This is a genomic window from Mycobacterium tilburgii (assembly GCF_902168065.1).
Taxonomy (GTDB): Bacteria; Actinomycetota; Actinomycetes; order Mycobacteriales; family Mycobacteriaceae; genus Mycobacterium; species Mycobacterium tilburgii.
The window spans coordinates 14318-31290 of record NZ_LR655695.1; the positions used below are offsets into that span (position 1 = coordinate 14318).

Consider the following 16973-nt stretch of genomic DNA (forward strand, 5'->3'; position numbering starts at 1 on the left):
CGAGCCAACACCCGAATCTCCATGTCCAGCATCGCGTTTCCCAGCACGGCGTAGTCGTGCTGGGAAACCGTCGTCCGCGACGGTGGCGAACGGCAGTCCGCCGCCGGGGGCGGGCAGGGTCACCGCGCAGGTGGACTCGGCGAGGCTATAGCACGGGGCGAGCGCCCCCGCGTCGAACCTAAACGGCGCCATCGCTTCGGCGAAGCGTCCGAATCCCTTGCAGTCGACCGGTTCGCCACCCGCAGGGCGCCGAGATCAACGGTGATCCCGCCGTGCCCTGCAGAACGGCATGGTTGACGGTTTCGGCCCGGGACAGTCCCGAGGCCGATCGGGTGGTGCGCGCCGCCGTCACCAAATCCTAGACCGTAATTCCAATGGGTGCAACGGACCGACCATACATATTGCTAGTAAAGGTAGGCTAGCCTATTTAACAGCGAATTTCGCCACGTGAGCCCGTCGCTGCTATTAGCGCTCGAGCCTCGCGGTACCGTCGAGGGGTGTCCAGTCAGCCCCATCATTGGCGCCATCACCGGCCCGCGTTGATCGTGCTGGCAATCGTCGCGGCCTGCAACTGCCTGGCCCTGGGCTGGTGGCAATGGACCCGTTTCCAGTCGCCGTCCGGCACCCTCCAGAACCTCAGCTACGCCCTGCAGTGGCCGCTGTTCGCATGGTTTTGCCTCTACGCCTACCGCAACTTCGTCCGCTACGAAGAGGCTCCGCCGCAGCCGCGCCACACCGGCGCGGCCACCGAGATCCCGGCCGGGTTGCTTCCCGAACGGCCCAAGCCCGCACCGCCACCGCCCGACGATCCCACGCTGCGGGAGTACAACGCTTACCTGGCCCAGCTCGCCGCCGCAGACGCCGAAAAACAGAACAGGAGCACCGCATGACCACACCCGAGCCCTCCGGAGCGGTATCCGCCGACCGGATCCGCCCTGCCTTCCTCGGCTACCGGACCATGGCGTGGACGACGGGTCTGTGGCTGATCGCCCTGTGCTACGAGATCGTCTCGCATCTCGCGTTCCATCATGAAATCCGGTGGATCGAGGTGGTGCACGGCTGGGTGTATTTCATCTACGTGCTCACGGCATTCAACTTGGCGATCAAGGTGCGCTGGCCGATCGGCAAGACGATCGGCGTGCTGCTGGCCGGCACGATCCCGTTGGCGGGCATCATCGTCGAGCATTTCCAGACCAAGGACATCAAGGCCCGGTTCGGGCTCTAGGCGCGGGCCAGCTCCCGCAGGGCAGGCAGCAGTAGGGCCAGTGCGCGGCCGCGATGTGAAGCCGCGTCCTTCTCGTGCGGGCTCAGTTGCGCCGCGGTGCGGGCATCGCCGTCGGGAACGAACACCGGGTCATAGCCGAACCCGCCGTCACCGCGCGGCTCACGGGCGATCATGCCCGGCCATTCGCCCCGGACGACGACTTCTCCGTTCGCCGAGACCAGCGCGCAGGCCGACACGAACGCCGCCGCACGGCGCTCGTCGGGCACATCCCGCAACTGAGCCAGCAGCAGCGCGGTGTTGGCGGCATTGTCGCCGTGAGTACCTGCCCAGCGCGCCGACAGCACGCCCGGCATGGCGTTGAGCGCGGCCACCTCCAAACCGGAGTCGTCAGCCATCGTGGCCAACCCCGTCGCGGCGAACCCGTCGCGCGCTTTGGCCAACGCGTTGTCCTCAAACGTCGCACCGGTTTCCGGCGCCTCGTCGAAAGCCGCGACGTCGTCCAGGGATACTAGGGTCAGCGCCGACAAGCCGGCGCCGTCGAGCACCCGGCGCAATTCGGCCAGCTTCTTGGGGTTGCGGCTAGCGACCAGCAGTCGAGTCACCGATCGCCCCCGAATGTTCGGCTCATGTGTACCCGTTTCGTCGGCGAGATTTCGGGGGCGGGAATGCGACGGGACGCCCGGATGTTTTCCCGCTCATGGCCGAAACCGCATTCAGCACCACCGATTGGGTGCGCGAACACACCGAACGAATTCCGGCACAGGGCACCACGGAAGGGATTGGCGAAGCCGACGAGCGGCTGACGAACCGCCCGATCGTCTTTGTTCACCGTGACCGGGGCAAAGACGGGCCTGAAGCGGTATGTCCCGCTGATGCAGGTGGAGCACAACGGGCAGTACGCGATGATCGGCTCGACCGGAGGAGCCCCCAAGGACCCGGCGTGAGTCGCGAATCTGCGGGCCAACGCCGACGTCTCGGTGCAGGACTGTGAGCGGGTCTTCGAAGGCACCGCTCGGGAGGTCTTCGGGGAAGAGCGAGAAACGTGGTGGCGCAGGGGCATTGAGGCCTACCCCAACTACACCCACCTGCAGTCGCTCACCGAGCGGACAATCCCCGTCTTCGTCGTGGAGTGAGCCGGGTCCGGTCAGCTACCGAAGGCCTTTGGCGGCGGCCCGTCCGGAAGCACGCCCGGGTAGGGCGCCTCCAGCGCCGCACTCTGGGCGGCGAACAGCGTGTCGCACGCCCCGAGTGCCATGTCGAGCAGCTTGTCCAGCGTCGAGCGTGGGAAAGTCGCACCCTCACCGGTGCCCTGGATCTCGACCAGCGTTCCGGTGTCGGTAGCGACGACGTTCATGTCGACCTCGGCGCGCGAATCCTCCTCGTACGGCAGGTCCACCCGGATCCTGCCGTCGACCACGCCGACGCTGACCGCGGCGATGGCGCAGGACAACGGTCGCGGGTCCGACAGCTTGCCCGCCGCCGCCAGGTAGGTCACCGCGTCGGCCAGCGCCACATAGGCACCCGTGATCGCCGCGGTGCGGGTGCCCCCGTCGGCCTGTAGCACATCACAGTCGACGGCGATTGTGTTCTCCCCCAACGCCGTCAGGTCGATGCACGCACGCAGCGACCGGCCGACCAGCCGGCTGATCTCTTGGGTGCGTCCCGACAACCGGCCCCGCACCGATTCACGGTCGGACCGGGTGTGGGTCGCCGACGGCAGCATCGCGTACTCCGCGGTCAGCCAGCCCAGGCCCGATCCCTTGCGCCAGCGCGGCACCCCCTCGGTGACGCTGGCGGTGCACAGGACTTTGGTTTGCCCGAACGCGATCAGCACCGAACCCGCGGGGTTTTCGGTGAAGCCGCGGGTGATGACCACTGGACGAAGCTCGTCGTCGTTGCGACCGTCTTCTCGCCTTGACACCCAATCACCCTAGCCACTCAACCCGGCCCGGCGGGGCGGCAGGCAGCGGGCCGGTGGAATCAGACTCGCTCGGAATGCCGCACGTCGAACGTCTCGCCGCACACCACCGCGTGCACCGGGCCGTCGAACTCGGCCTTGGCCTCGCTGATCACGTCCTCGCGCGACGTCCACGGCGGGATATGCGTGAGCAACAGCTCGCGAACACCGGCCGCGGCCGCGGTCCGGCCGGCTTCGGTGCCCGACAAGTGCAGGGCCGGCGGGCGACCCGGCGCGTGCGTCCAGGACGCCTCGCAGAGGAACACGTCGGCATCGCGCGCCAGATCCACGAGCTGGTCGCAAACCCCGGTGTCGCCACTGTAGACGAATGACGCCCCCCCGGCGTCGGTGATGCGCAGGCCGTACGACTCGGTGGGGTGTGCCACCACCCGCGGCGTCACATTGAGCGAACCGATGGCGACCGGTTCGCCGTCGACCCAGTGGTGGACATCGAAAATGTCCGAGCAATCGTCGATCTCACCGCCGTACGGCGAAGACGCGGCGCCCAACCGAGACCAGGTGTCGCTCGGGCCGTACAGCATGGCCTTGCCGACCGGACGGGCCGAAGGGTGGTAACGCCGCCACACAAACAGACCCGGTATGTCCAGGCAGTGGTCGGCGTGCAGATGAGACAACAGCACATGCACCGATACCGGGTCCGCATAGCGCTGCAGAGCCCCTAGCACACCCCCGCCGAAGTCGAGAACCAGAGGCGGGGTGTCGGGGGCGCGAAGCAAATATCCCGACGCAGGCGAATCCGGACCCACCACGCTGCCGGAGCAGCCGAGCACGGTTATTCGCACGGACACTACTGTGCCATGCCCGGAACGCCCATGAGAAAAATATTAACGCATTGATGTGATGAGAATCTCCCCACGGGCTAGCCGACGGGTGAGTGGTGCACCGACCGGACTCCACCGACCGCGGGCCCCAGGAACCGCGCCGCCAATTTGGTGAAGGCTTCGGGGTCGCCCGTAGCTTCGAAGACGCGCGTCGCGGGAGCGGCGTCATGGGGGCGCAGCAAATCCCGCTCGGTGAGCACCCGCAGCACTTCTTTCGCCGTTTCCTCGGCGCTCGAGACCAGCGTCACATTGTCGCCCATCGCCAGCTGAATCAACCCGGAGAGCAGCGGGTAGTGCGTGCAGCCGAGCACCAGCGTGTCGACCTCGGCGCGCTGCAGCGGCTCCAGATAACCCTCCGCGAGCCCCAGCACCTGACGTCCGCTGGTGACCCCGCGTTCGACGAAGTCGACGAAGCGTGGGCAGGCCACGGCGGTGATCTCGGTGTCACGGGCGGCGACGAACGCGTCCTGGTAGGCGCGCGAGGCGATGGTCGCCTGGGTTCCGATGACACCGATGCGCCCGGTGCGGGTGGTCGCGACCGCGCGGCGCACCGCGGGCAGGATCACCTCGACCACCGGCACGTCGTACCGTTCGCGGGCATCGCGCAAGCACGCGGCCGAGGCCGTATTGCAGGCGATCACCAAGGCCTTGACCCCGCGCCCGACCAGGTCGTCGCCGATGGCCAGCGCGTGCGCGCGGACCTCGGGGATGGTGAGCGGGCCATAGGGACCGTTCCCGGTGTCGCCAACGTAGACGATGTCCTCGTCGGGCAGCTGGTCGATGATCGCGCAGGCCACCGTCAGCCCGCCGACGCCGGAGTCGAAGACCCCGACGGGCGCCATGGGTGAGCTCATGTGGTCAACCGGGCGATGACGCCACACAGGTGGCCCTGCCAAGACACGCCGGGAGCGCCGGGCAGCATACCGAACATGACGCTGCCGTAGACGAACAGCACGATGATGCCGACGATGATCTGCCAGGTGCCGAAGCCACCCAGGATCCAGACGATGACCGTGGCGGCGATGAACCTTGCCAAGCCGGCGAGCGCCATCAGGAATCCGAGCACCAAAGCGGGAACGGTGTTGGCTATCAGGTGACCCCAGTTCGCGTGGAGTAATGGCACGACGAGGATGCCCCACAGGCCGTCGGTCTCCAGCGGTCGGATGCCGTTGTTGTCGAGGCGATGATCGGTCAGGCTGTCCCACAGCTCGATGACCCACAGCAGCGCCACAAAGCACAGCACCGTGGCGCCGCCGATCATCCACCCCGGCCGCTTCTTCGGCTCCGGCACGGCGGGATATCCGCTCGGCCTGCTCATGCCCACAGCTGCCCTTCTAACACGTTCTCGGTGTCGTCCAGGCTACCGCGGTAGACAGGTACTTCCAGCCGGCGTCGGCGACCACGAAGGCAATGTCGGCGCGGTTGCCGACCGCGAGCGCCTTGCCGGCCAGGCCTAGGACGGCGTGCAGCACCGCGCCGGTCGAGATGCCCGCGAAGATGCCTTCGGAGTCCACCAGCTCCCGGGTCCGCCGGACGGCGTCCAGCGAGCCCACCGAGTAACGGGTCGTCAACACCTCGGGGTCGTAGAGCTCCGGGACAATCCATCGTCGATGTTGCGCAGCGCGTACACGCCCTCGCCGTAGCGGGGCTCGGCGGCCACGATCTTGACGCCGGGCACCTTCGACCGCAGAAACCGGCCGGTGCCCATCAGCGTGCCCGTGGTGCCCAGACCCGTGACGAAGTGGGTGATCGCGGGGAGGTCGGCCAGCAGCTCGGGGCCGGTGCCGTTATGGTGCGCGTCGGTGTTGGCGGGGTTGCCGTACTGGTACAGCATCACCCACGAGGGGATTGGCCACGGCCAGCTCTTTGGCCGTGGCCACAGGCAGTGTTGGAGCCGCCCTCGGCCGGCGAGAAGATGATCTGCGCGCCGTAGAGCTCGAGCAGCTGACGCCGCTCCGCCGACGTGTTCTCCGGCAGCACGCAGATCAGCCGGTAGTCTTTCAGCAGCGCCGCCATCGCCGGCAGGCAGGATGGTGATCGAGTCGCCGTCGGCGACCGCGGTGTCCAATCCGCCGGAGAAGCGCACGTCGTCGTTGAGGTAAATGTTGACGAAGCGGTGCAGCTTGCCATCATCGATCAACCGCTTGGAGATGCCCGCGTAGTGGGTTTCCAGGTCGCTGCTCACGGCGGCCAAGGTCTGCCCGGTTGCCGAAACGCGCTTCTCGCCGCCGGTGTGGGGATGCAGGATGGTCGGGACGGAGACAGTGACGGTCACGAGTGCCCTCTTTCGGAGGAATCAGTACTGCTCGACAATGTTGATGGGCTCTTCGACGACCTCACCGTCGACGATGCGGTAGCTACGGACCTCGTCGCGGTCCGGGTCGCGGGTGGACACCAGCACGTAGTGCGCGGCCGGCTCGCCGGCCAGTTGCACGTCGGTGCGGCTCGGGTAGGCCTCGGTCGCGGTGTGGGAGTGGTAGATGACGACGGCGGCGTCGCCCGACTTTTCCATCGCCTGCCACACGCGGAGCTGCTCCTGGGAGTCGAAGCGGAAAACGTCGGCGAGCGTTCCGCGTTGGTCATCGGGACGTGGCGTTCGGGACGATCGGACCCTTCGGGGCCGGCCAGGATGCCGCACGCCTCATCCGGGTGGTCACGGCGCGCGTGGCCACGATCGCGTCGAGGAGATCGGCCCGGATCACCAGCACGTCAGTCGCTCCCTCGCGCGAACGCGCCCGGCACCGCACCCCGGTAGGTCGGGATCCCCGCGATCGATTCGGCCGCCAGCACGCCGCCCAGCGCGGCGCGGGCCAGGCAGTCGGCGGCGGCGCCCACCTCCGCGACCAGGCGCGTCTCCGGGGCCATCCCGGCGAGCGCATCCGCCGGCGGTGGTACCTCGACGGCGCCAGTGGCCAACGCGAAGACGGTGTCGCCGTCGAGCTCAACGCCGCGTCGGTGGCCACCACCGCGATGGTCGTGTTCAGCGGTTGCGGTTTGTCGCGCGCCAGCTGCCCGAGCGCGTCGATCTGGTCGCGCGGCGGTGACCTCAGCCCGAACTCCTGCACCAGTTCAGCCATCCACGGCAGACCGGTGTTGCGGTCGACGACGTCGCCGGCGCAGTTCACGATGACCACGGCGCCGACCGTGACCCCTGAGGGCAGGACCGTCGACGACGTCCCGACGCCGCCCTTGAGCACGCCGGTCCGCGCCCCCACCCCCGCACCAACCGTGCCGACCGCCACCTCGGTGCCGGCGGTCTCACACGCGGCGTAACCGAACTCCGCCGTCGGCCGGCAATTCCAGACGCCGACCGGCAGGTCGAAGATCACCGCACCCGGCACGATCGGCACCACGTCGCCGGGTCAGCGCCACGCCGCGGCCGCGGTCCTCCAGCCAGCTCATGACGCCGTCAGCGGCCGCCAACCCGTACGCGCTGCCGCCGGCCAGCACCACCGCGTCGATGAACCGGACCGTGTTGGCCGGGTCGAGCAGGTCAGTCTCGCAGGTGCCCGGGGCGCCGCCGCGGCAATCCACGGCTCCGACGGTGCCTGGAGGTGTCAGCACAACGGTGACGCCGGTGGCCCACCCGACGCCCAGCGCCGCTTCGGGGTCCGCCGCTGGTAGCAGCCAACCCGGATGCCGCCGACGTCGGTGAGCGCGTCATCCTGCGGGCTTGCCCATCAACGCCAGCACCAGATATTCCTGCAGCACGGTCAGCCATTGGTACACATCGAAATGCGTGGCCATCGGGTGGTCGGCGGGCAGCCGTTCCGGCCCGTCCAGGCCCGATGTCGAGCATGAAGCCCAGCGCCAGCCGGACGTCGTTGACGGCCGACACCCACGCGTTCGCCTGCTCTTCGGTCAGCTCGAACCCTCCGCCGCCACCCGGCACGGTGTCCAACAGTTCTTGTGCTGCACCACGTTTGGCGTCGATGATCTCCGGCTCGTGCAGACCGCGCAGTGCGGCGTTGAGTCCTTCGGGCGTCTCGGTTCCCGAGCCGGCGCCTTCCTGTGGCCGGTAGAAGTCGGGCAGCAGCCGGCGCAGTGTCGGGTCGGGGGGAGACTCGGAGTGTCCGGTCTTGATGCCGGTGATATCTACGAGTTCGTCTGCAGACGAGTAGGATTCGTGCTCGTCGAGCAAACCCATCATCGCGGTGACGAGATTGTTCAGCAGGTCCGCTTCATGCGGGGCCAACGAGGAACGAAAACGGGGTCCGTCGGCGGTATCGCCCCGTTTCCATTTACGCACAAGACTTCCCGGTGTCCTCGAACCTCATCGGTCTTGCTGCAACGTCGCCCAGAGACCGTCGGCATGCAGCTTGGACACGTCGGCCTCCATGGACTCCCAGCTTCCAGCCGACACCACCGCCTTGCCTTCGTTGTGCACCTGCAGCACCAACTTGGTCGCGTACTGCTCGCTGTAGCCGAACAGCTTCTGGAATACGTCACATAGGTCATCAAATTGACCGGGTCGTCCCAGACGACTGTGACCCAGGAACTGGCGTGACCTCTACCGGATAGGACTCACGCTGCCCTGTGGTCCCGGGTTTGGTGGGTGCTGACGCAACAGCCATGGCCTCGCTGGATAGCGAGAGATCGGTGTCGCTCCGGAAAACGTTACCGTTGCGGAATGAACGAGCCTGCCACCGCTGGGCTGTTGACCGACAAGTATGAGTTGACGATGCTGGCCGCGGCGCTGCGGGACGGCGCCGCCGAGCGTCGGACCACCTTCAAATTATTCGCCCGCCGGCTCCCCGAGGGCCGGCGCTACGGCGTGGTGGCCGGAACCGGGCGTTTGCTGGAAGCGTTGCCGCAGTTCAGGTTCGATGATGACGCCTGCCGGTTATTGGCCGGCTTCCTCGACCCCGCCACGGTGTGTTTTCTGCGCGATTTCCGGTTCCGCGGCGACATCGACGGTTACGCGGAGGGCGAGCTGTATTTCCCGGGTTCTCCGGTGCTGACGGTGCGCGGCAGCTTCGCCGAATGCGTGGTGCTCGAAACGCTGGCGTTGTCGATCTTCAATCACGACTCGGCGGTCGCGTCGGCGGCGGCGCGCATGGTCAGTGCGGCTGGCGGGCGACCACTGATCGAGATGGGTTCGCGACGGACCCACGAACGCGCCGCCGTCGCCGCGGCCCGCGCGGCCTACATCGCCGGTTTCGCCGCGTCATCGAACCTCGAGGCGCAACGGCGCTACGGGGTGCCGGCCGAGGGCACGGCCGCGCACGCCTTCACGATGCTGCACACCGACGAGGCGGGACCCGACGAGCTGGCCGCGTTCCGAGCCCAGGTCGACGTACTCGGCGTGGGGACCACGCTGCTGGTGGACACCTACGACGTGACGACCGGGGTGGCCAACGCGGTGGCCGCCGGTGGGGCTCCCCTGGAGGCGGTGCGGCTGGACTCCGGCGAGCTCGGGGTGCTGGCGCGCCAAGTGCGTGAACAACTCGACCGGCTGGGCGCCACCGGCACCCGCATCGTGGTCTCCGGCGACCTCGACGAATTCTCCATCGCCGCGCTGCGCGCCGAACCGGTGGACAGTTACGGCGCCGGCACATCGGTGGTCACCGGGTCGGGTGCTCCGACCGCGGGGATGGTCTACAAGCTGGTGGAGGTGGACGGCATCCCGGTGCAGAAACGCAGCAGCCACAAGGAATCCCAGGGCGGCCACAAGGAGGCGCTGCGACTGTCCCGGCCCACCGGCACGATCACCGAAGAGGTGGTGCATCCGGCCGGCCGGCCGCCGTCGATGACCGAACCGTTCCGGGTGCTGACCGTGCCGCTGGTCCGCGACGGCGAGGTGGTAACCGAGACGGGCGCCGCGGCGCTGACTGCCGCGCGGGAGCTGGTGGCCGCCGGGCTGCACAGCCTGCCATGGGAAGGGTTGAAACTGGCGCACGGTGACCCCGCGATTCCGACCGTGCACGTTCCGGTTTGACGCCCGATTCGGCTAACTTGGAGCTATCCGGCACCCAGCCGAATTCGGGCCGAAGCAAGGAGTCATCACGCCGGACGTCACCGCCGCGGATGTGAAGTCCGTGCCCGAGCTGCTGGCCATCGCGGTGGCCACGCTCGGCGGCAGCGAACGCAGCGGCCAGCAGGGGATGGCCGCTGCGTTCGCGCGCGCTTTCGAAACGGGTGAACACCTCGCCGTGCAAGCCGGTACCGGAACCGGAAAGTCGTTGGCGTATCTGATCCCCGCGATCGTGCACGCGATCACCGACGAGTCGCCGGTCGTGGTGTCGACGGCGACGATCGCCTTGCAGCGCCAACTCGTCAACCGCGACCTGCCGCGGCTGGCCTATTAACTTGCCGATGCGCTGCCCCGCCGGCCGCGATTAGCGTTGCTGAAGGTACGACGAAACTAACTGTGCCTGAACAAAATTCATAACGGCGCCAGCGAGGATCCGGATCTCGACGGGGATCGCCCACAAGAGGAACTCTTCAATCCGATGGCCGCCAGCGCGCTGGGCCGCGACGTGCAGCGGCTCACCGCCTGGGCCTCGACCACCGACTCGGGCGACCGAGACGACCTCAAACCCGGTGTGCCGGAACGCTCCTGGGCGCAAGTCAGCGTGTCCGCGCGGGAATGCCTCGGCGTGTCCAGCTGCCCGTTCGTCTCGGAGTGCTTCTCTAAACGCGCCCGCGCCCGGGCCGGTGTTTCCGATATCGTCGTGACCAATCACGCCCTGCTGGCCATCGACGCCGTCGCCGAATTGACGGTGCTGCCCGAACATTCGCTACTGGTGGTCGACGAGGCACACGAGCTGGTCAACCGGGTGACCTCGGTGGCCACCGAGGAGTTGACGGCAACAACCCTGGGTGTCGCCACCCGGCGGATCGCCCGACTGGTCAATCCCGAGCTCGTCACGCGGCTGGAGGCGACGACGGCCAACTTCGCCGCGACGATCCATGACACCACCCCCGGGCGCATCGACAGCCTCGACGCCGAGCTGGCGACCTACCTGACCGCACTGCGCGACGTGGCCGGCGCGGCGCGGTCGAACATCGACACCACCAGCGACGCCAAGGCCGCCGCGCGCGGAAGCCGTTGCGGCACTGACCGAAATCACCGATACCACGTCGCGGATGCTGACGTCGTTCGGGCCCGCAATCCCCGATCGCACCGATGTGGTCTGGCTCGACCATGAAGACAATCGAGGCTCGCCACGGCCCGTGCTGCGGGTCGCGCCACTGACGGTGGCGGGCCTGCTGCGCTATCAAGTATTTTCGCAAGCTACGACCGTGTTGACCCTCCGCCACCCTGACCGTCGACGGGTCGTTCGACGCGATGGCCTCGGCCTGGGGTTTGACCGGGCCGGACGACAGCATCGAGTACCCGTCCTGGCGCGGGCTCGCCATTCCACACCACCAAGGTCGGCATCCTGTACGTGGCCAAGCATCTGCAGCCGCCGGGCCGGGACGGCACCGGGTCGGCCGAGCAGCTGACCGAGATCGCCGAACTGATCACCGCGACCGGCGAGCGCACGCTGGGGCTGTTCTCGTCGATGCGCGCCGCTCGGGCCGCGACCGAGGCCATGCGCGAGCGGCTGGCCACGCCGGTGCTGTGTCAGGGCGACGACAGCACCTCGGCGTTGGTGGAGCAGTTCAGCGATGCCCCGGAGACGGCACTGTTCGGCACGCTGTCGCTGTCGCTGTGGCAGGGCGTCGACGTGCCCGGCCCGTCGCTGTCGCTGGTGTTGATTGACCGGATTCCGTTCCCGCGGCCCGACGACCCGCTGCTGAGTGCTCGGCAACGCGCGGTCGCGGCCCGCGGCGGCAACGGCTTCATGGCTGTCGCGGCCAGCCACGCGGCGCTGCTGCTCGCCCAGGGTTCGGGGCGGCTGCTGTGCCGGGTGACCGACCGCGGCGTGGTGGCGGCGGATGGTTACCGCCGGTTAAGGCGGCTACCTGCGCGCGTCGCTGCCGCCGTTCTGGCAGACCACCGATGCCGCCCAGGTCCGTGCCGCGCTGCAGCGGCTGCGGACCGCTCCCGACGGGCCGACGGCCTGACCTATCGGGCCAGCGCGACCAGGCCGAGTTCGCTGGCGGACGCCAACATCGGGTGATGCGGCAGCACCCGCACGGTGTATCCGACCGAGCCGGCGACCGGCAGCGAGGTCGTGGTCGAGAACACCTGGTTGCCGTTGTCGGCGGCGCCGGTGTAGGACATTTCGACGGTGACCGGATCCATCAGCGCGTCGGCGTCATCGACCTTGCCCACCACCGCCTCCACGGTGACCTCGTCGGGCGTCAGGCCGGCCAGTTGCACCGTTGCCGTGAGGGTGAGCTTCGAGCCCAGCACCGGCGCGTCGGGCAGACCGGTGGAATCGACGTCGGTGATCTGCACCTTGGGCCACGCCCGTTCGGCGCGTCGCCGGTAGTCGGCGAGCTCGCGGGCCGCGCTGAAAGGACCTTCGCCCGCGTCGGTGATGGTGTTGCGCAGGGATTGGGCCGCCGGCGCGTAGTACTGCTCGACGTAGTCGCGCACCATGCGGGAGGCGAGCACCTTCGGCCCGAGCGCCTGCAGGGTGTGCCGCACCATCTCGATCCAGCGTGGCGGCACGCCCTGTTCGCCGCGCTCGTAGAACTTCGGCGCCACCGCCTGCTCGAGCAGACCGTACAGGGCGCTGGACTCCAGCTCGTCGCGACGCGACTCGTCATTGACGCCGTCGGCCGACGGTATCTCCCAACCGTTTTCGCCGTCATACCACTCGTCCCACCAGCCGTCGCGGATGGACAGGTTCAACCCCCCGTTGAGCGCGCTCTTCATGCCCGACGTGCCGCACGCCTCCAGCGGCCGCAGCGGGTTGTTGAGCCAGACATCGCAACCCCAATACAGCAGCCGGGCCATGGACATGTCGTAGTCAGGCAGGAACGCGATGCGGTGGCGCACCTCGGGCCGGTCCGCAAACCGAACCACCTGCTGGATCAGGGCCTTGCCACCGTCGTCGGCGGGGTGTGACTTTCCGGCGACGATCAGCTGGATCGGTCGCTCCTCGTCGAGCAGCAGTCGTTCCAGCCGGTCGGGGTCGCTGAGCATCAGCGTCAGCCGCTTGTAGGTCGGCACCCGTCGCGCGAAGCCGACGGTGAGCACATTGGGATCTAATGCTGTTGCGATCCAACCTAATTCAGCGTCCGACGCGCCACGTTCGAGCCACGAGCGGCGCAGCCGGCGTCGGACGTCGTCCACCAACAGCGACCTCAGCTGCGAGCGGATCCACCACAGATGCCCAGCGTCGACTTCACGCAGTCGCAGCCACACACCCGGATCGCTAAATGCCGCGTCGTCCGGCCCGACCAGCTCACGGCCCAGCTGCAACCACTGCGGCGCCGCCCAGGTCCGCGCGTGCACGCCGTTGGTGATCGACCCGATCGGCACCTCGGCACGGTCGAATCCCGGCCACAGCTCGTTGAACATGGCCCGGCTGACCCGGCCGTGCAGCAGCGAAACACCGTTCGCCCGTTGCGCCAGCCGCAACCCCATGTGCGCCATGTTGAATTTTGTCGGGTCGTCCTCGGCGCCGAGCGCGAGCACCCGCTCGATCGGCACCCCCGGCAGCAACGCCGGCATCCGCTCCTTGGAATTCTCGCTCAGGTGGTCGTCGAAATAGCGCCGCACCATCTCGACCGGGAAACGGTCGATACCGGCGGGCACCGGCGTGTGCGTGGTGAACACCGTGCTGGACCGCACCACCGTCAGGGCGGTCTCGAAATCCAGGCCGGCGTCGGTCATCAGCTCGCGGATGCGTTCCACGCCGAGAAACCCGGCGTGTCCCTCGTTCATGTGGAACACCTCGGGAGCCGGCAGACCTTCGATGGCGGTGAACGCGCGAATCGCCCGCACCCCGCCGATGCCGGCCAAGATCTCCTGCCGCATCCGGTGTTCCTGATCGCCGCCGTACAACCGGTCGGTGACGTTGCGCAGTTCGTGTTCATTCTCGGGGACGTCGGAATCCAGCAGCAGCAGCGGAACCCGCCCCACTTGGGCTACCCAGATTCGCGCGGACAAGCGCGCCGCGTCGGGCAGCGTCAGCTCAACCAAGGCGGGCGCCCCGGTGGCGTCGGTGAGCAGCCGCAGCGGCAGCCCCTGCGGGTCCAGCGAGGGATAGGTCTCATGCTGCCAGCCCTCGGCGGTCAGCGACTGCCGGAAGTAGCCGGACCTGTAGTACAGGCCGACCGCGATCAGCGGTATACCCAGATCGGACGCCGACTTGAGGTGGTCGCCTGCCAGGATGCCCAGGCCACCGGAGTAGTTGGGCAGCACCTCGGCGACACCGAACTCCATCGAGAAGTACGCGATCCCGGTCGGCATGGAGACGCCGGCGTCCTGCTGTTGCTGGTACCACCGCGGCTGGCTCAGGTAGTCGTTCAACTCGGCGGACAACTCGTCGAGCCACCGCAGAAAGTCGTCGTCGATCGCCAGCTCGTCGAGGCGAGCGGGGTTGACCTCCCCCAACAACGCCACCGGATCGTTGCCACAGCGCGCCCACAAGTCGGAGTCGATGCTGGCAAACAGGTCCTGCGTCGGTTTGTCCCAGGACCACCGCAGATTGATGGACAACCGTTCGAGTGCGGCGAGACGCTCGGGCAGATGGGCGCGGACGGTAAAGCGACGGAGGGCTTTCACGCATGACTACCTTACTGCGGATCGCCGAGCTCGCATCCGACGTCGACCGTTCGCCGTCACGCGGGTGTGACCAGACACTAGGCTGGGTACGGGTAGATATCGGGGCCGCAAAGACGCGGCCCCGAACAGGAATTTCCCCACGAAACGAAGTTTCTCCAGACGAAAGGCACGCCGCGTGCAGCACAATCCGCGGTTTGCCAGCACCCAATCGGACGGAACGGAGTGGTGGTGCCCGGTCGTGTCGAGATCGATGACGTTCAGCCGGTAGTCTCCTGCGGCACGTACCCCGCCAAGGCGGTGGTTGGCGAGACGGTGCCGGTGCGCGCGGCGGTGTGGCGTGAGGGGCACGACGCCGTCGCCGCGACGCTGGTGGTTCGCTATCTGGGTCCGCGCTACCCGCAGGTCACCGACACGCGGCAAATCACCGCGGTGCAGGCGCCCGAAAAGCTGGCGTCCCTGCCCGGGCCGAAGGCCAGCGAGCGAGTCAAACCGCTGAAGCTGCCGATGACGATGGGTCCGGAACCGTACGTCTTCCATGGCCAGTTCACGCCCGACCGGGTCGGGCTGTGGAGCTTCCGGGTGGACGGTTGGGGCGATCCGATTCACACCTGGCGGCACGGACTGGTCGCCAAACTGAACGCCGGTCAGGGCGAAAAGGAACTGAGCAACGACCTGCTGGTCGGCGCGGACTTGTTCGAGCGCGCCGCGACCGGCGTGCCGCGCGCCGTCCGCGAGCCGTTACTGGCGGCGGCCGTAGCCCTGCGGGCGCCCGGCGATCCGGTGACCCGTGCTGCGCTGGCGCTGGCGCCGGAAATCGAGGAGCTGCTGGTCGTTTACCCGTTGCGCGACATCGTAACCCGCGGCGAGCATCACGGCGTCTGGGTCGATCGGCCGCTGGCCCGCTTCGGTGCGTGGTACGAGATGTTTCCCCGGTCGACCGGAGGCTGGGACGCCGATGGAAAACCCGTGCACGGTACCCTCGCGACGGCGGCGGCGCAACTTCCGCGCATCGCCGACATGGGATTCGACGTCGTGTATCTGCCTCCCATTCATCCGATCGGTAAGGTGCACCGCAAGGGGCGCAACAACTCCCCTACCGCCGCGCCCGGCGATGTGGGTTCGCCCTGGGCGATCGGCAGTGACGAGGGCGGCCACGACGCCGTTCACCCCGACCTCGGCACCATCGACGACTTCGACGACTTCGTGGCCGCCGCGCGTGAGCTGGGGCTGGAAGTCGCGCTGGATCTGGCGCTGCAGTGCGCGCCGGATCACCCGTGGGCGCGCGACCATCGGCAGTGGTTCACCGAGTTGCCGGACGGCACCATCGCCTACGCGGAAAACCCGCCGAAGAAGTACCAGGACATCTATCCGCTGAACTTCGACAACGACCCCGCCAACCTCTACGACGAGGTGCTGCGGGTGGTCCGGCACTGGATCGACCACGGCGTCAAGTTCTTTCGAGTGGACAACCCGCACACCAAACCGCCGAAATTGTGGGAATGGCTGATCGGCCAGGTCAAGGACGCCGATCCCGACGTGCTTTTCCTGTCCGAGGCGTTCACCCCGCCGGTCCGGCAGTACGGCCTGGCCAAACTCGGTTTCACTCAGTCGTACAGCTACTTCACCTGGCGGACCGCCAAATGGGAGCTTACCGAGTTCGGCAACGACATCGCCGTGCTCGCCGACTTCCGGCGCCCGAACCTGTTCGTGAACACCCCGGACATTCTGCACGCGATCCTGCAGCACAACGGCCCCGGAATGTTCGCCATCCGCGCGGTGCTCGCCGCGACGATGGGGCCGGCCTGGGGCGTCTACTCGGGCTACGAGCTGTTCGAACACCGGGCGGTGCGGGAGGGCGACGAGGAATATTTCGACTCGGAGAAGTACGAACTTCGTCCGCGCGATTTCGCCGGTGCCCTCGCCGAAGGCAGATCACTCGAGCCGTTCATAAAGCAGCTCAACCAGATTCGCCGACTGCACCCCGCCCTGCAACAGCTGCGCACCATCCACTTCCACGACGTCGACAACGACGCGATGCTGGCGTACAGCAAGTTCGACCCGGCCACAGGAGACTGCGTGCTGGTGGTGGTGACGCTCAACGCGTTCAGCCCCGAGGAAGCAACGCTGTGGTTAGACATGGCAGCATTGGGTATGGAGCCCTATGAGCGGTTCTGGGTGCGCGATGAGATTACCGGCCAGGAATTCCAGTGGGGGCAGTCGAATTACGTTCGGCTCGACCCCGGGCAGGCGGTCGCCCACATCATCAACATGCCCCTCATACCGCCGGAGTCGCGAAACACGTTGCTGCGCAGGAAGTAG

Annotated in this window: 9 protein-coding genes and 10 pseudogenes; 6 read left to right on the forward strand and 13 right to left on the reverse strand. The window is 67.7% G+C overall.

What is annotated here, in order from left to right:
* Nucleotides 1-8: 8 nt before the first annotated feature.
* Nucleotides 9-240 (reverse strand): annotated as a pseudogene (locus tag FQ389_RS19025) (long-chain-fatty acid--ACP ligase MbtM); the annotation flags it as partial.
* 257 nt (nucleotides 241-497) lie between these two features.
* On the opposite strand from FQ389_RS19025, the gene FQ389_RS04405 reads away from it, so the two are divergent.
* Both FQ389_RS04405 and FQ389_RS04410 read left to right on the forward strand, forming a co-directional pair.
* Nucleotides 498-890: a hypothetical protein gene (locus tag FQ389_RS04405; protein ID WP_144206164.1), complete on the forward strand. Its 393-nt coding sequence runs from the start codon at nucleotides 498-500 to the stop codon at nucleotides 888-890.
* Complete coding sequence (locus tag FQ389_RS04410) at nucleotides 887-1225, forward strand: DUF3817 domain-containing protein (protein ID WP_144206165.1); 339 nt, start codon at nucleotides 887-889, stop codon at nucleotides 1223-1225. Before FQ389_RS04405 ends, FQ389_RS04410 begins: the two co-directional genes overlap by 4 nt.
* Here the strand turns inward: FQ389_RS04410 and FQ389_RS04415 are convergent.
* Nucleotides 1222-1827: a non-canonical purine NTP pyrophosphatase gene (locus FQ389_RS04415; RefSeq protein WP_144206166.1), complete on the reverse strand. Its 606-nt coding sequence runs from the start codon at nucleotides 1825-1827 to the stop codon at nucleotides 1222-1224. The two genes, FQ389_RS04410 and FQ389_RS04415, sit on opposite strands and share 4 nt — an antisense overlap.
* A gap of 95 nt (nucleotides 1828-1922) precedes the next feature.
* Between FQ389_RS04415 and FQ389_RS04420 the strand changes: the two are divergent.
* Nucleotides 1923-2358 (forward strand): annotated as a pseudogene (locus FQ389_RS04420) (nitroreductase family deazaflavin-dependent oxidoreductase).
* Between the two features lie 11 nt (nucleotides 2359-2369).
* Here FQ389_RS04420 and rph read toward each other — a convergent pair.
* The 10 genes and pseudogenes from rph to clpS all read right to left on the reverse strand — a co-directional run bounded on the left by rph (nucleotide 2370) and on the right by clpS (nucleotide 8598).
* Nucleotides 2370-3146, reverse strand: coding sequence for a ribonuclease PH (gene rph, locus FQ389_RS04425; protein ID WP_144206167.1), 777 nt, complete (start codon nucleotides 3144-3146; stop codon nucleotides 2370-2372).
* A 59-nt stretch (nucleotides 3147-3205) separates the two neighbouring features.
* Nucleotides 3206-3991: a cyclic nucleotide-degrading phosphodiesterase gene (locus tag FQ389_RS04430; RefSeq protein ID WP_144206168.1), complete on the reverse strand. Its 786-nt coding sequence runs from the start codon at nucleotides 3989-3991 to the stop codon at nucleotides 3206-3208.
* Between the two features lie 71 nt (nucleotides 3992-4062).
* Entirely contained in the window at nucleotides 4063-4878 is an 816-nt protein-coding gene (gene murI / locus FQ389_RS04435; RefSeq protein WP_144206169.1) for a glutamate racemase, read from the reverse strand.
* Between the two features lie 11 nt (nucleotides 4879-4889).
* Nucleotides 4890-5342, reverse strand: a pseudogene (locus tag FQ389_RS04440) (rhomboid family intramembrane serine protease); the annotation flags it as partial.
* Nucleotides 5339-6043, reverse strand: a pseudogene (locus tag FQ389_RS21550) (PLP-dependent cysteine synthase family protein); the annotation flags it as partial. The pseudogenes FQ389_RS21550 and FQ389_RS04440, both read right to left, overlap by 4 nt.
* Nucleotides 6033-6299: pseudogene (locus FQ389_RS19030) on the reverse strand (MoaD/ThiS family protein); the annotation flags it as partial. The pseudogenes FQ389_RS19030 and FQ389_RS21550, both read right to left, overlap by 11 nt.
* 21 nt (nucleotides 6300-6320) lie before the next feature.
* Nucleotides 6321-6655: pseudogene (locus FQ389_RS17720) on the reverse strand (Mov34/MPN/PAD-1 family protein).
* A 78-nt stretch (nucleotides 6656-6733) separates the two neighbouring features.
* Nucleotides 6734-7662, reverse strand: a pseudogene (locus FQ389_RS04460) (P1 family peptidase).
* Nucleotides 7663-7684: 22 nt separating this feature from the next.
* A pseudogene (gene aosR / locus FQ389_RS04465) lies at nucleotides 7685-8273 on the reverse strand (oxidative stress transcriptional regulator AosR).
* 24 nt (nucleotides 8274-8297) lie between these two features.
* A pseudogene (clpS, locus tag FQ389_RS19035) lies at nucleotides 8298-8598 on the reverse strand (ATP-dependent Clp protease adapter ClpS).
* A 56-nt stretch (nucleotides 8599-8654) separates the two neighbouring features.
* Here clpS and FQ389_RS04475 point away from each other — a divergent pair.
* Nucleotides 8655-9962 carry a nicotinate phosphoribosyltransferase gene (locus FQ389_RS04475; RefSeq protein ID WP_144206173.1) on the forward strand — a complete coding sequence of 436 codons (1308 nt, stop codon included), beginning with the start codon at nucleotides 8655-8657 and terminating at the stop codon, nucleotides 9960-9962.
* A 91-nt stretch (nucleotides 9963-10053) separates the two neighbouring features.
* Nucleotides 10054-12037: pseudogene (locus FQ389_RS04480) on the forward strand (ATP-dependent DNA helicase).
* Nucleotide 12038: 1 nt separating this feature from the next.
* Here FQ389_RS04480 and glgP read toward each other — a convergent pair.
* On the reverse strand, nucleotides 12039-14654 hold the full coding sequence (glgP, locus tag FQ389_RS04485; RefSeq protein WP_144206174.1) for an alpha-glucan family phosphorylase: 2616 nt from the start codon (nucleotides 14652-14654) through the stop codon (nucleotides 12039-12041).
* A 228-nt stretch (nucleotides 14655-14882) separates the two neighbouring features.
* Here glgP and FQ389_RS04490 point away from each other — a divergent pair, with 228 nt between their 5' ends.
* A complete protein-coding gene (locus tag FQ389_RS04490) occupies nucleotides 14883-16973 on the forward strand; it encodes an alpha-1,4-glucan--maltose-1-phosphate maltosyltransferase (protein WP_260860490.1) in 2091 nt (696 codons plus the stop codon).